General features: G+C 45.3%; 7 protein-coding genes. All 7 read right to left on the bottom strand.

Features of this window, described 5'->3' with window-relative positions; genetic code table 11:
• Nucleotides 1-482: 482 nt before the first annotated feature.
• Nucleotides 483-1,205 (bottom strand): 3-keto-disaccharide hydrolase, encoded by a 723-nt coding sequence (locus tag PQO03_RS16325; RefSeq protein ID WP_274154261.1) that lies wholly within the window; start codon nucleotides 1,203-1,205, stop codon nucleotides 483-485.
• 442 nt (nucleotides 1,206-1,647) lie between these two features.
• Nucleotides 1,648-4,197, bottom strand: a complete 2,550-nt coding sequence (locus PQO03_RS16320) for a c-type cytochrome (RefSeq protein ID WP_274154260.1) — start codon at nucleotides 4,195-4,197, stop codon at nucleotides 1,648-1,650.
• 279 nt (nucleotides 4,198-4,476) lie between these two features.
• Nucleotides 4,477-8,070, bottom strand: coding sequence for an alpha/beta hydrolase fold domain-containing protein (locus tag PQO03_RS16315; RefSeq protein WP_274154259.1), 3,594 nt, complete (start codon nucleotides 8,068-8,070; stop codon nucleotides 4,477-4,479).
• Nucleotides 8,067-11,711: a glycosyl hydrolase gene (locus tag PQO03_RS16310; RefSeq protein ID WP_274154258.1), complete on the bottom strand. Its 3,645-nt coding sequence runs from the start codon at nucleotides 11,709-11,711 to the stop codon at nucleotides 8,067-8,069. Before PQO03_RS16310 ends, PQO03_RS16315 begins: the two co-directional genes overlap by 4 nt.
• A 17-nt stretch (nucleotides 11,712-11,728) precedes the next feature.
• Nucleotides 11,729-13,594: an alpha-L-fucosidase gene (locus PQO03_RS16305; RefSeq protein ID WP_274154257.1), complete on the bottom strand. Its 1,866-nt coding sequence runs from the start codon at nucleotides 13,592-13,594 to the stop codon at nucleotides 11,729-11,731.
• A 25-nt stretch (nucleotides 13,595-13,619) separates the two neighbouring features.
• Nucleotides 13,620-14,315 (bottom strand): MFS transporter, encoded by a 696-nt coding sequence (locus PQO03_RS16300; RefSeq protein WP_274154256.1) that lies wholly within the window; start codon nucleotides 14,313-14,315, stop codon nucleotides 13,620-13,622.
• The gene (locus PQO03_RS16295; protein WP_274154255.1) at nucleotides 14,312-15,037 is read right to left on the bottom strand and encodes an MFS transporter; all 726 of its coding nucleotides are present in this window, start codon (nucleotides 15,035-15,037) and stop codon (nucleotides 14,312-14,314) included. The genes PQO03_RS16300 and PQO03_RS16295 overlap by 4 nt, the downstream gene beginning before the upstream one ends.
• Nucleotides 15,038-15,091 lie beyond the last annotated feature (54 nt).

Here is a 15,091-nt window from a genome sequence, read left to right as displayed (position 1 = left end):
ACGCATCTTCGATGCTGGCTTATAGGTGTGAAATCATTCTATTTGAAAACCTGTACACCCTCGACGAGGGCGAATTAATTGACCATCTTCGATGATCTAATGATTGATAATCAATTCCTTGGGAGTGGGCTTCGCCTTCCCTCCAAGGCTAAAACATGACGCATCTTCGATGCTATTAATATAGATTGAATCTATGAGTCAAATTAAAGGTCATCATCTTATACCTAATGCACTACTTATCTCCAAGAACATTAATTTTTGATTATGGCCGAATGGAAAAAAAAATCTCTCCACCCACACGATTTAGGAGGTGATAATAAGTTCCTTCTTTGGGTTTGAGTCTGGCGCTACGCATAGATTATCCTTTTAATAGATACCAATAAATATATGCTATAACTTAGTTGTGTGAAAAGCAGACTTTTCATTCCCAAAAAATCACCCGTCCCTTCTCTCCTTTTAGGTGGACACCGATGATCTGATCCTTATTTTCCTGACTTGCTTTCCTGACTTGCTTTTTCGAAGCGCTTCAACTTAATATTACGGAAATAAACTTCCATCGCTTCACCGGCGTGAAGCTGTAAGCCGATCTTGCCTTTTTTGATACGTCCGGTCCAATTATCCGTTAATTCAAGTGCGAATTTACCGTTGACTTTGTGGGTGATTTTGCTGCCTTTGCAGATAACTTCATATGTATTCCATTGGGCAATGTCGACTTTTGGAGGGGGGTCGTAAGAGATCACTTTCTTGTTCCCCGATTTATCAATCACCATTTTCTGCCCACGGGTAGTGATGATACCACGTTCTCTCTCTCCATATAGCATGGCACAGTAATTTGTACTAGGGTGAAGGTCGCACTGGTAGCCTTTCATAGTAAATTTCTCTTTATCGAGAACCACAGAGCGATACATCACACCAGAGTTGTGATTGACACATTTGGCTTCATAGACAAGATGAAAGTCTTCGACGTCCTCAGCATCGAGAATTAAAAAGGTATTCCCCGCAGTCCTATTCACGTGAGTGGAGCCGTATATCGCACCATCGTTTACCGACCAGAATTTAGGATTGCCTATCCAGCCTGTGAGATCCTTGCCATTAAATAATAATTTGGCATCTGCAAGTTTTACTTGATAGGGTTTATCTGCAGCAAAAATAGAGGCGCAGCATATGTAAAATAAGCTTACGATTGTGAATAATGAATATTTCATAATAATTCCTTATAGATTATTAATATGGCTTGGGTTAATTTTAAACTTTGCAGTCATGTAGTAAAAACTTTAAAAAAGTAATCCCCTTTTTGTCATGAGACAAACCCCATAACATGGATAAAAAATGCTATCTAATGCACTTTTATATTATTCTAATTAGCTCTGTAGCACTTCTTCCCCCAGCTCCGTCGTGCTGACAGAGCGCGGCGGAATACGAACTCTCAAAAACACAGGAATAAACACGCTTACCTACAAGCGAAGCCATTCCTCAATTTACCACGAATCCGTCCTAAACGGTGAGGCAGATAAGCCCGTCTGATTATAAAGTCATAACCCACAAGCTTAGTCCTGCGTGAGAGGCATTTTTTAAAAAAAAAAATCTCTTTTACTGCCACCCCAACGCTGGAGGGAAACGATAGTGCCAAAAATAAAGTGCGCCCCCTTACTGCAGTAAGTATGCCAATAAATCGAGTATATCTTCTTGGCTAAGGGAGTTGAGTAAGCCAGGAGGCATGAAGGAGTGGGTAGAAGCAGAAATATTTTTAATTTTATCCTTTGAGAGACGTAATTCTGATGACCCTGGATCAAGGGGGTTACTTGCAACCATTAACTCATTCCCCACCATGTTAATCGTTCGTCCCTGTAGGCTTGTACCATCTTTCATATTATAAATCATTAATCCATATTGTTCATTAATGACCTTGCTTGGGCTTAATATATTCTCAAGCAAATCGTGGGCGTTATATTGACCTCCTACACTGCTCAAGTCAGGTCCAGCAAGCCCGCCTTCACCATTAAAATTGTGGCAAGTAATACAGGCGGTTTCAGCGTACAAAGCTCGACCATTGGCTAAATCCCGTTTTTGTTTTAAACCCTCCTCGAGGCTGCCTGCAAGGTCTTTAATTTTCCAATTTTTAACAAAAGAACGTCCCTTCCCAGTAAGCAAGGTGCTTGGTTTTTTGAGTGCGGCAATTTCTTTGGCAAAAAGTTGTTTTTGTTCTTCACTTAAGATATTTACCATCCCCTTAAGAGTCCGTTCGCGATAGGACTTAACGCGTGCGCCCCCCTTCCATTGTCTCGTTGATTCTGCCGCTATTTTAAAAAGAGCTTCTCCTTGTTCAAGACTCCACGTAGCTTTAGGGATCCTAAGTAAACTCTCGGTATAGACTACTTGCTCTTCTTGAGTGCGGCTCTTTTTCAAGAGATCTAGGCTAGGTTTAATCATTTGGCGACTCCCTAAATGCGACAACATGGTCACAATCGCCAGATTGACGCGACGGTCCTTATCTGGTAGTTGCGCTTCAAATTTCGCAATGATTTTTTTAGCTTCATTGGGCGAATATTTTCCATGGCGAATATGTGACAGAGTTAAGACGCGCAAGTACCAAGTTTTTTCATCTGCGCTTAAGCTACCAAATTTTAGGCTATTGAGTGCATTGATAAGCTCGGCTTGCACACTTTTTTGACCATCAGTACAACGCGCTAATGCGATAAGGGCTTGCAACTTTATACGTACATTTGCCTCTGTAAGTGCTTTGCCTTTCCACTGCTCCAGCTTTTGCCACTCCAGTGCAATGCGTGCAGCTGAACGAGTACTGCGATCTTCATCAGCTAAACTAGACCACACTTGAGCAACAATTTTTGGATTTACTTGTCCATGAAATTTTTCCAGCTTGAGTCGCGCTTGACGTCTTTCTGTAGATTGCTTATCTAAGGGAAGCGCTTGAACAGGAGCACATTTTTCATCACCAGTATAAGTCACTCTATATAGACTAGATTGAGTTCCCCGTCCACCCACGGTGAAGTAGAGTGCGCCATCTAGAGGCGATACCGCTAAATCCACAATAGGCAATCCTTGAGCACTTAGAAAAGTTTCGATTTCTGCTTTGTAAGTGGCTCCATCAGGACTTAAATGAACCGCGAATAAGCGGCCATAACTCCAATCACAAGCGTAAAAGGCTCTTTGGTACTTGGCGGGAAATTTTGCGCCATAGGCAAAAGCGACTCCCGTAGGAGAGCCGGGCCCAATATTTTTTATCGGCGCTTGGATTTCTTCAAAATCTGAATTGAAACTTTTATTCATATGACCACCACGCCCACCCCAACCAGCATCGACACCACTCATAACATGGCGAATAGCTGTGGGTCGATATTGGGGTAAAGCAATATCAAATTCTAAGTCGCTATCGTAAGTAAAGAGGTCCCCATGTGAATTAAAGGCAATATCGTAGCAATTGCGGAGGCCAACAGAGAAGTACTCAACATTTTTTCCCTCGAGGTCAGCGCGCATTACCCAGCCTCCCACATAAGGGTCTTTGAGGTATTGCTTTCCCCAAGCATCTTGATTCCAGTGAGGGGGCGCCAGGCCTTTTTTCGCTGGCAAGGGATTGCGATCACCGCTGACGACATAGATAGACTTGCCATCAGGTCCAGCCACGATGGCATGCATGCCATGTTCATTCCATGGCGCTTGTTCGCCTGGAACAGAAGGAATATCAAAGAGGTATTCTAATTTATCTAATTGCTCGTCATTATTGGAATCACTTAGGCGCACAATTGAATCGGGGACATAATTTTCTTTGGCATGATTGCCATTGCGAACCATGTAGAGCTTTTTATTAATAAAGGCCATGCCTTGCACACTGCCACGGCCTGATTTTACTCGCCAATCCACTTTTATTGGCTCAACTTTCAGAGCTTCTTTTTTTCCTAAGCCTGGAGGTGTAATACGGAACAATTGCTGCCTCTCTGTATGGGTATATAGGCGACCCTTATCATCAAAAGTCATCGCCACCCAAGTGCCTTGGCTTCTGGGTACAGAATACAAAAGTTCGACTTTAAAATCCTCTTTTATATTGATCTCGCTTGCTGGAGTCGATGGACTCGCGCTAAGCTGACAAAAAAACAAAGCCTGACACATGACGGCTAAAAATCTACCGCCCTTTTTACTTGCACTAACTTGGTCTGCTGAACTAAGATCTTTTTTATTCACGGTCTTTCTCCTTAGGTTTTTCTTTAATTTGACTGGGTTTAGGCAAGCCTTTACTAGCCATTATTTTTTTTATAACTATCTCAATATAAGTCATTTATGGAAAAAGAACTTATTGCCCACTTGCCTTTGATCCCAATAAAATGCTCCATAGTGGGCATCGGCATATTCTGAAAACTCACATTGATTACCTTTGACTTCCATACGTTTCTTGAAGGCACGAATTTGCTGAGGAGTAATCGACCCACATCCATTACTATCTTCATGGCACAGATCATTATGCTACAGCTCTTCGTTGGTCAGTGCATAAAGATGGTAGGTGCTGCCAGAGTTTTTAGAATCGATCGTCATACGTATCTTTCCCTGTTTATCAGCCGTATAAACATAGCTCATTGCCCAGGATATATTTCCCGAAAGTTCCTTCGATACCGCAGCTATGTTGTTCTGGTCGATAAGCGGACTGGTGAACTCGACAGAACCATCCCCTCCTACGTCATAGCTGATAAGAAAAGTGCGCGAAGTGCGGGCATAATCCCAGGCTCGATTATAGAGGCAGAGTTCATACTTTTTTCCGCTGACCAATCCGCTTAATTCGATAGTGCCCTGCAGGGAAGCGAAATTGAAATCATGAAACAAGTTCGCGACATGTCCGCTTACCGCGGGAGGATGACTTCCAGGATGCATCTCTTTTCCAAACGTACGGGAACCCGAGTTCGAGCGTCCGCCTGCGACCAGATTGAAATCCCGGGAAAAAACCACGCCATTGACGGTGGATACCGATCCCTGACCAAAGTCCATGGCGTGTGTATAGCTCTTTTTAGAGCTGATTCCGGAATTAGAATCGTTTTTGATTTGGACAAAGTTTAGCCCATTATTCACGGCTGGTTTATCGCGAATGAATGTCACTTCAGAGGCCTTTGCCAACGGAACGAGAAATTCTTCTACATTCTTCATTGCCTTGAAGAAATATTCGCTACCAATACCGCTGAAGCCATAATTAAATACGCCATGTCCCACATTCGGGTACTCAATGAATTCACATTGATTGCCTTTTCCCTTCATACGCTTCTGGAAAGCTCGGATCTGCTTAGGTGTGATAACGTTATCATTGCTGCCGCTGATGACTAAGGTTCGCGGAAGATAGGTTCTCACATGATGTGCTGGAGAGAAATTTTTAGGATCCATATCAAAAGCCCAGCACCGACTCTGTCCGTGCTGCCAGCCGTCAACCAGATCGATGGCTGGATTGATCAAAATCAGCCCTTTGGGGTCGATGGGTATTGTTTGATCATCTTCCGGATTGTCATAACCTTTAAGTGTCAGCATCGACAGTCCCAGATGCGCACCAGCCGAGCCGCCGGAGATCACGATACGATCAGGATCAATATTGAGTGAATGCGCATTCTTCTTAATCCACCTGTAGGCCGAGAGACAGTCTGATAGACAATCCTCAGGAGAAATATTCTGACCCTTATTGTATCGGCGGAATTCGATGGAGACTCCGACAACACCTCGCCTTGCAAGGTAGATAGACTGAGGCGCAAACATGGAAGCATTGCCGCTCCAACTTCCACCGTGGATATAGAAAACACAAGGTCGTAACTCGTCTTTCTTCAAACCTTCCGGCCGGAAAACCCAGAGCTTATTGTCGGGATGCTTGCTCCTGTAGGCGTGCATCTCCCCTGCAGACAACATCTCGTTGATAATCGGCTGACTCTCGAGCCAGTTTTTCGGCGATTGACTCAGGTCGAATGCCTGGTCGACGCTTTTGAAATGGTAGGAACCCGAGCCGATTTCAAACAGCGCGTGCCCCTCTTCCATGCGCAGGAACTTCACGCCCTCTACCTGATAAGCACGCTTTTTGCCCTCGAAAACATTAAAATGCGATTTGGTCGGAATATGCACCGTAGCAGTAGTCTTCGCAGGGATAGTCACATCCAGGATCACAAATCCGTCGGCCACCTTCCATCTGGTTTCGATCGGACCGTAGCTGGAGTCGTAACGGGTCTTCGCATAGGTGAGACCTTTTTCAATCGCCGGCTTGATTTCGAGAGCCAATGCACTTTTACCTCCACTTACGGATGTGATAAATCTCTCAATATCAGCCATTGCTGGGAAAAAGTACTTATTGCCCACTTGCGTTTGAGCCCAATGAAATGCCCCATGGTTGGCATCGGCATATTCTGAAAATTCACATTGATTACCTTTGGCTTCCATACGTTTCTTGAAGGCAAGAATCTGCTGAGGAGTAATCACTCCGTCCTCAGATCCACTGATCACTAGAGTCGGTGGCAGTCCCGCTTTCACCTGATGCGCAGGTGAAAATTCAGCTGGATTCATATTGAATGCCCGACAGCGCCTTTGGCCATCATGCCAGCCATCGACTAAATCGATCGCCGGATTGATCAGAATCAGCCCCTTGGGATCAATCTTTATAGACTGATCATCTTGCGGATCGTCATGTCCTTCCATGGTCAGCATGGATAGACCCAAATGACCGCCGGCTGAATTACCGACGATAAACATCTCATCTGCCGAAATATTAAAGCTCTTGGCCCGCTTTTTCACCCAACGGTATGCCGTCAGGCAATCAGCTAGGCAATCCTTTGGTGAGAAGCCCTGCTTTACATCGTAACGACGCCACTCAATAATTACCACAACATAGCCCTTGCTCACTAGCTGAGCCGCATAGGCTCCATAATCCATGGGGTGACCTGACCAGCTTCCACCATGAATCAGAAATACACATGGGCGCTGCTCCCCCGCTTGCAAATCTTGTGGTCGAAATATCCACAACTTATTATCGTCATGCCTATCGCTATACTTGTGCTTTTCACCCTTTTCAAAAACCCCTTGGAGTTTGGCTTGGCGAGATTGCCCACTCGTAGGCAGCTGGCTCAAATCAAAAAACGCTGGCTTTGTGCGAACTTTTTCCGCTGTGAGCAGGAGCATTGCGTCGGCCATGGCCATTCCCAAATTCAGATAGCTCTTCGTGTTCCTGTTCCAGTGCGTGGAGTCGCTGGAGGGAGAGACAGCGGAGTCATACCAGAAGTCCATGCCCTTGTAGCCACCGACTCTGGTATCGATCACCGATACCTTGCCCTCGAATTCCGGAAAAACCTTTGAATCTTCCAGTGATAGCTGGGCGCGCTCGAGATCGGTGTATCTTTTCTCCCCGTCCATTCCGGTAGTGGCGATGACGAAGGGAAGCGTCGGTACAGCAAGATCTTTGCGCATATCTCGGATTAAGTTGGCCATATTATTCGCATACTCTGCTGTAAACTTTGGCTTGATGCGGTCACTCCATCCTTGGTGCCAAACGAATCCGGCAATCTCGTAGCCCTGTCCTTGGTAGTCGGGAACATAGGTCTTAAGATCAGAGAGTGTTTCCTTAACGAGTCGAAGAACCTCCTTATAGAGATGTCCTGTGTTTCCTTCTGCACTCGGTGGTCGATAGTCGGCAGCGAGTGTGCTACCACCCCACGCAACTTTAATAAGCAAAACCTTGTTCTCCATGCGTTCCCCTAGATAGTGACCGAAACCGAGTTCTGGTCCTATGAGTAGAGGCGGCGCATAGTGGGCTCCACCGTAGCCTGGGGCTAGTTTACCATGTTTGCTGATATATCGGATCGAGACGTCATCGCGAACAAGCCACTTACGGTCGGCGTCAAGCAAAAACTGGTAAGCCTTGTCGGGATCGTTTGCCACCGTGTACTCGAGTGTTCCTGGAGTGTCTAGCGAAGCGATGGCTCCCTGGCCCTCCATGTTCGATTGACCGGCGAGGATGTATATTTTTAGTACTTTGCTCTCACTCACGGTATTACCGTGACAAAGACAGCTAAGTATTGTAAAAATCAGAACGTATTTTTTGCTCATTTTTCTCTTTCCTTTAATATTAATCGATCCTTAACGACTCTCTTTTTGTCCTTTCTCAGAAGTTTCACAGGTCCGAAGAGGCCTGAGATGGGGTCGCCCTTATAGAGCGAAGGAATCGTCTGATAGTGATTGGCTAGGGCATTATACACGATGATCTCGACTTCATTCTCGCCAGCTTGAAGCAAGCCACTTACATCGATTTTCCACGGTGGAGCAACTCGTACACCAGCTTTCTGACCATTCACCCACAGTTCGACTGTGGCGCTAACACGCCCAAGATCAAACTCAAATTCTCCTTCCGTTTGCTGCTCCGTAAGTGTGAATTGCTTGCGATAGCGCACTCCACCCGAATAGTTGTTCAGAACTCCAAATTTCGACCAATCTCCCAAGGGCATCAATCCCTGTCCATTTGTTTCTATCCTTATCGGCTCGGGAATAACTTCCCCTCCACTACAGCCCGCCCGTGGCTGAACTCGTAAAGTGATTAGCGCTGATCTTGGCGCTGGCTTCGGGGCGAGAAAGTACCCCTCGCCTTGATCGAACATCGGCACACCATCCATCCAGGCCTGTATAGGCTCTGAACTTTCGGCTTGTAATTGAATCGCACTCGTTCCTGGAGCAGAATTAAAACTGAACCATTGGGCTGATGATTCACCTGCATATATATCAAAAGGAATCACAGCTGGATCTTTATACCAGCGCATCGCCAATAGCTCGGACGCTGCGGGTAGCGGAGTATCCTGCTTGCGCAAGACCACATGACTCTGGCCCCAAGTATCGAAACGAATAAGTAATGGATTGGCACCTTGATGCAGCGACAAAGTCTGATCTTGAATTTTCCCTCCATTAACAAAAATAGCTGCGGGGGAAATAGTTGGAGAGGTATTTGGCATCTCTGCTGAGCTATTTTTAGCCACATGTAGCCGTGCAAGCGTGGCCGCCGAGACAATTGCGCTCGTCCACAAGTAATAACGACTATGCTCTTCCTGGGACAAACGAATAATCCCATTGCCTTCGGAGACCGTTTTACCTAGTCGAATAAAATCCTCCGCCACTGAGTTTTTTAAGCCGTGCCAACCCTGATGGCCCGGATCATTTTCTTTCCCATAACGCCAAGAAAACTCATAGGGTCGCCAAAAATAGGCTTGCCCATCGATGTGCACTGGGAGCTCTGGGTTCACTTGGGTAACTTTTGCTAATTGCGCATCGATGAGTTCAGGATCCAGGTTTTCTGGCAAGGGTCCCAGTTGATAAAACTGCGGGCCATAACCATGTAATTGTTTCTGCCACTTAGTCAAGTCTGTGCTCGTTTGCATCGCTGTCGAAGTATCTATATCCTCTTCCCGTGCCCAATCAAAACGACGCGCTTCAATGCCGATTATTTTATTTTCACTCGTGATTGGTAAACGAAAATCGCCAAAGCGATTATTCATCGTGGCAATAAAAGTCACCCGCCAATCCTCTTGTGGAAAGGGGTAAATCAATCTTGGCTCATGCCGTTTTTGTGCGAGTTCTTGCACCTTTTCAATAGGACTAAACACAATCACTTGCGCTTCGTATTCCTCTAAAGGCAATTCTACTTGTGTGCCGGTCGCAGTCTCTTGCACTATGCGCAAGGGTCTGCTATCTCCCGTCCACGGATCCCATAGTTCTACCATGCCTTTAGCGCGAAATTCAACTACATCCCCCGCTTTAGCATCCATTGTGTAGTAGACATCTCGAAAGCCTATCTTGCGATGCAGAGCTCGTACGGTTCTATTTAATCCTCTTACATCCTGAACAAAGCTTTTGCTAATATATGTAACGGCCTGTTCTACACTATCCATACGGCATTCACTTTTAAACGCACAGTCATTCCAGTCAGCCACGCGCTCATCATTACGGCCCATACGATCCGTAATCTCGGGTAAATCACCAATGGAAAGTACGGTTCCACCCGCTTGTGAAAATGCCGCCGCCTGACTTAAACTCTGCCAACGGGTGGCTTTCATATTTGGAAAAATAAGCACTCGATACGATGATTTAGCTCGATCAATATGAAGGCGATCACCCCTGATTTCAGCCAGGGCTAATGATTGGTGATCAATAAAATCAAAATTGATCCCTTGCTTCATCAGTTCGCGCCCCATCGCAAAGGCACAATCCCTTGATTGCTCACCTTTTAGTTCTGCCTCATAGGGCGTCACAGGATAAATAACTGCCACATCACAAACATGCTGACCTTGACTTAAAAGATAGGAAAGACGCTCAAAATATTTTAGAAAAGTCCCCATGTGTTCCCAATAAGGCATACGAAAATGATGGCACGGTGGTGCCCATTCCCAATGAGATCCATAGGTCGTGTAATAAAGACCATGGAGATTGAGTAAGGTACAACCATAGAGAAAATTTTCACAAGTCGCATGCATCATGCGCTCGGGCGTGGCTCCCCAGCCAATGCTATGATAGGCCTCTAACCACACCCTTGGTCTTTGATAGAGTTGAGCAATCGATGATGATATCTTGCCTTTGATGAGGTCCGCCTGACCTCCGGGGGTATCGTGCCCAGGTGCAGAATACCAACGTGTCGCACGAAAGTAATCGCCAAACTCATTCGGCTGAGTTCCCCGACTACTTTGATCACAGCCAAAGATCAGGCCACGCGAAGCATGCCAATGGTAGATCGGTTCAAAATAGCACTCCTCCATCAAGCTCATGCGCACATCGGCATAATCAATGCGCAGTTTGGGTGTCACATCCCCCATCTCCTCCCACATGGCAGGTAGACATTCATAAAGATTGTAGCCTTTGCGCTTGAGAAATTCTTCTGCAAAATCTGTACTCCAGGCGAATTTACCATCGCCAATGACATGCTCACCATCGATGAATTTGTATTTCCCAACGCCAATTTGTAATTCATCATTGAAAAAGTAGTTGAGGCCTTTGGATGTTTTTCCGGGATTATTATCCTCAAATTTCTGATAGAAATCACGAATTACTAAATCCCCCGCACCTTTCATCAGCGGATTTAAACTGAGTTCCTGAGCTCGTGTCGCAAAAGTCCATACTTGCCATTCTCCCGCTGGCGCAGTCCAAGTAAGCTCACCGCTCTTGACTAAATGAGTTAAATCAATGCCACCTCGCTCAAGGACACCATCTTTAAGCTCATAAGCCCTGGCTAAAAATATTTCTTCACCACAGTCAATGCTCTTGGTTTCATTCTTGCACAGATGCATTCGTTCACCAAGGATTAATTCTATCGCATTTAATTCTTTTTTAGAATAAAAAAGTTCATGGAATAAATTTTTCGCCCCTTGAGGAGTATCAAGGCAATAAGTGCTAAGACCTATACCCATATCCAGCTTAGCACATTCTTCAGAAATACGAGAATAGAGCTTCCACCAGCCTTCACTAAATAGCGCTGGCTCACTGATATCAGTCGGCCATGCAGGGGTATCCAAACTCGAATAATTGACTTGGACCCCACTGATCCCCTTCTTATGCAGTTCATTGACTTGCCAAAGAAGTCGATCTTCATCTAAGTCATCTCCCGTCCACCACCAGAAAGGCACTTCCCCATAGCCAATGGGAGGCTGCTTAAACTCAGGCTTAGCGTCCAAGTTTACTGATCCGCTTGGGATCCCTGTAAATTCATTTGACATAAATGAAGACCATTAGCCTATTTCTGCTCTGATCCAAAAACCTCAAGCTCAGTGAATTGCATGCGATTTTCATCTTTAAGCTTATCACCAGTAATGCGTAGGTAACGCCCCACACTTCCCTTGGGTAACTTAAAATACTGAGGGTAATCTGCGGAGAGTTTGCGACCAGTTTTACTGATCACTCCATTGAGTAATTTTTCATCCTTGGCGGTGTCATCATTGACTTCGATTTTATGATCTTTAATACTCAGAACATCGCGAAAATTTTTGCCATCATCAGAGACTGAAAAAGTGAAATCTACGGGAAAACAATACCCCACTTTATCTTTTAAAACGCGAGAAAAAAGGTGAACTCTTTCCATATTAACACGATCCTCTAAGTCAACTGTTATCCATGGCTTTGTATCCATAGCAACTTGCGAACTCCAACCCGTTTCACGATCGCCATCGACTGCTCCTGATCGAGGCCAACCTGGAACGTCCTCTCCCGACATAGAGATCGCTTTCTCTCTAGAAACTAGACCAAAGCCCGGTTTCACAGTGAGCTTAATCACCGTATCAATGGGATCCCAAGCATCGAGCCATGGAATATCTATGCGCAGACCTTTATCTGTCTGAGTGACTTTTGCCGCACGCCCAGTACGCAACATCACGGCTTTAGTGAATTTTTTATAATCCTCTGGAACTGGCAGTTCAATAAAATGCTGGTAACCCTGATTCGCATCAATAGGCGGCACCAAGACATGAATATATTCATAAGCATCATCTGCTGAGCGTGTTGCCACAATTCCATGCTCAAGAGTCGCAATGCGCGTTCCTTGTGGAGTCAGGTAGGAAGTACTCGGCCTTGTATTCTTGATCGATTCTTCGATCGGCTTCATCAGTTGGCCCAACATAGTTAAATACTCTTTCACCTGGGGTTCCCAAGTCCCGTCGGTGTAGTTACCCGCTGCCCAGCCAATACCACCGCCACCAGTATTACCCGAAACCTGCAATACCGTATAGCGCAACATTCCTACAGGAGAAACTTTGGCAGTCCCCCCCGTCGTCCACCAACAGCCACCCTGTAACAAATTGGCATTGTTACGTAAGGAAGGCCAAGTATCGGCATCATGCGGAATAGAGACAGGAACACCTTTTGCGGGGTCCGGCGGACTAATTTGATTAAACTGACGGCACCAACCCGCATTATCCCAGCCTGATACAAACTCAGCTTTGGGGTTGTATTTTCTCGCCGTCTTTTTGAGGCGCTCGCGATCAACGCGCTGCCAACCACCATCCACCCAAAAAGCGACTATATCTTGGCCGTACTTCGCACAGAGTTCATCAAAAACCTCATTCATAAAGTTATTCCACTTTACATAATTCCCCGGCTTCCAGTTTGTCCCTTGATCAAATGATTCATTCCAGCCAAGTAATGCCTGATCTTCTTTGCTCATATCATGACCATCTGAGGGGTGTAAGTACATCACAAATTTAATCCCCGTCGGGCGCAAGGCCGCTATCACTTCCCCCATTAAATCGCGTTTTGCGGTATGGCCTTTGCCACGCCATTTATCCATCGCTTTATTGGGGAAAATTGGGTTCATCGATGCATGCCATGCAGTAAAAACGATATACTCAGGATCAAAAGATTGTATGTCTTTAACAAATTGATCAACATCAAAATCATCGGCCACTTCGTCAATTGATTTCGGCACCGTCAAATCGGGGTAGCGCGTCAATGTATACGCCTCTCCGCCCCAGGCATTGTGCAGATAAATCCCGAACTTCAGCGAGCGCCAAATGGGAGTACTTTCTGCATCGTTCCAATTAGCTTGAGCAGGTAAACTTAGCACTGCAGCCAAACATAGACTTAATAATATTTTTTTAACTATCATCATTTTTTTTCCTTTGTTTTTATAAAAATTATTTGTCGCGCATTTCATCAATTAGAGCATGGCTTACGCGATATTTTCGCATCACAATAATCGCCGCAAGACAGACTAAAGGACCCACTAACAACATCACCGCACCTAGGCGCCAGATAACTTCGGCACTCAATTCTCCTGCACGATCAGATTCAAAGCCAATTCCACTGAGGATGTAACCCGAAACCAACATACTAAAAGAGATCGCCGCCTTTAGAATGAAACTAAATAGTGCTGAATAGGCCCCATCTTTGAGTACGCCCGTGCGAATTTTATTCAGTTCAGAGATATCTGCCATCATCGCCGTTGCGGTTGGTAGCATCACTCCACTTCCCAACCAATAAAGGGCATGAAAAATCACAAAAACCCCCACTGAGAGATGGCTATCAACGGGCATGAGACCCGTCAGAAATACCAGCGCAAGTACTGCATTTGCTAAAATGCTGATGACCCCACCTAGAACAACTGCACCCTTCTTTTCAAAGCGTTGCGTTAAGCGAGCGGATAGTAAACCGCCCACACCACAGCCCACCATCGTGGCACCATGCACAAAGCTCTTCTGCCCTGCACTAAAATCCATAAAATAAACATAGAAATACATCTGTAAGGAGCTCACCAAAACCATATTGACCGCAGCCAAGAACACAAAAGCAAACACACGACGAGCATATACATCCAGTATGACCCCCTTCATATCCTTAAAAAAGTTTTCATGAAAGCGGGCTTTTCTAAATCATTTTTCACATTGACTTCTTTGGCGTAAGTACGCGTGAAATAAAGAATCAAAAGCACGAAAATCGCCGTGCCCACCGCAAAAACGGCTCCCATATTCAGGAAGTTCTGCGGCACATCGGTCGCCCGAACTCCATCCTTATCTTGAAAGAAGAAAAACCACGCCATTGCGGGCCCCGCTAAATTTGCCGCCATATTGAAACCCCAGCGAATTCCCTGGAGCTTGGAACGCCCCTCGTAATCCGTACACATCTCAAAACCTAAGGCGACATAGGGCACAAAAAATACCGTAAGTGAAGTTCTTAGCAAAATGTTAAAAGTAACGAGATACCAAAATATCGTATTTTCACTGCCTCGCATGGTCTCGGGAACCGCCCAAATAAAATAAAAACAAAGCGCCATCAGCAAGCCACCCACCAGCATATAGGGGTGACGACGACCAAAACGACTACGGGTATTATCGCTGACATGCCCCATAATAGGATCAGACAACGCATCCCAGAATACAGCCAAAGACATTGCGATCCCCGCTAAGCTTGGGCTAAGACCAAGTGCCTCAGTATAATACAGCATAGCAAAGCCGTTGATGCTGTTCATCACTAATGAGTTCGCACACTCTCCAAACGAGTAGCCACACATCTTGAAAGTCGAACATTGATTTGAATTATTTTTTATTTCGGTCATTATAATAACATGTATTTTTTATTGTTGTTTTATATAAAATATCTAAAAACCAGC

The organism is Lentisphaera profundi (genome assembly GCF_028728065.1).
Lineage (GTDB): Bacteria > Verrucomicrobiota > Lentisphaeria > Lentisphaerales > Lentisphaeraceae > Lentisphaera > Lentisphaera profundi.
The sequence above is the reverse complement of the archived record's forward strand: the minus strand, read 5'-3'. Positions and strand labels throughout refer to the sequence as shown.

What these genes read in the sequence shown, in the direction of transcription:
- PQO03_RS16325 (WP_274154261.1), bottom strand. Translation starts at nt 1,205, where the DNA reads ATGAAATATTCATTATTCACAATCGTAAGCTTATTTTACATATGCTGC.
- PQO03_RS16305 (WP_274154257.1), bottom strand. Translation starts at nt 13,594, where the DNA reads ATGATGATAGTTAAAAAAATATTATTAAGTCTATGTTTGGCTGCAGTG.
- PQO03_RS16295 (WP_274154255.1), bottom strand. Translation starts at nt 15,037, where the DNA reads ATGACCGAAATAAAAAATAATTCAAATCAATGTTCGACTTTCAAGATG.
- PQO03_RS16300 (WP_274154256.1), bottom strand. Translation starts at nt 14,315, where the DNA reads ATGAAGGGGGTCATACTGGATGTATATGCTCGTCGTGTGTTTGCTTTT.
- PQO03_RS16310 (WP_274154258.1), bottom strand. Translation starts at nt 11,711, where the DNA reads ATGTCAAATGAATTTACAGGGATCCCAAGCGGATCAGTAAACTTGGAC.
- PQO03_RS16315 (WP_274154259.1), bottom strand. Translation starts at nt 8,070, where the DNA reads ATGAGCAAAAAATACGTTCTGATTTTTACAATACTTAGCTGTCTTTGT.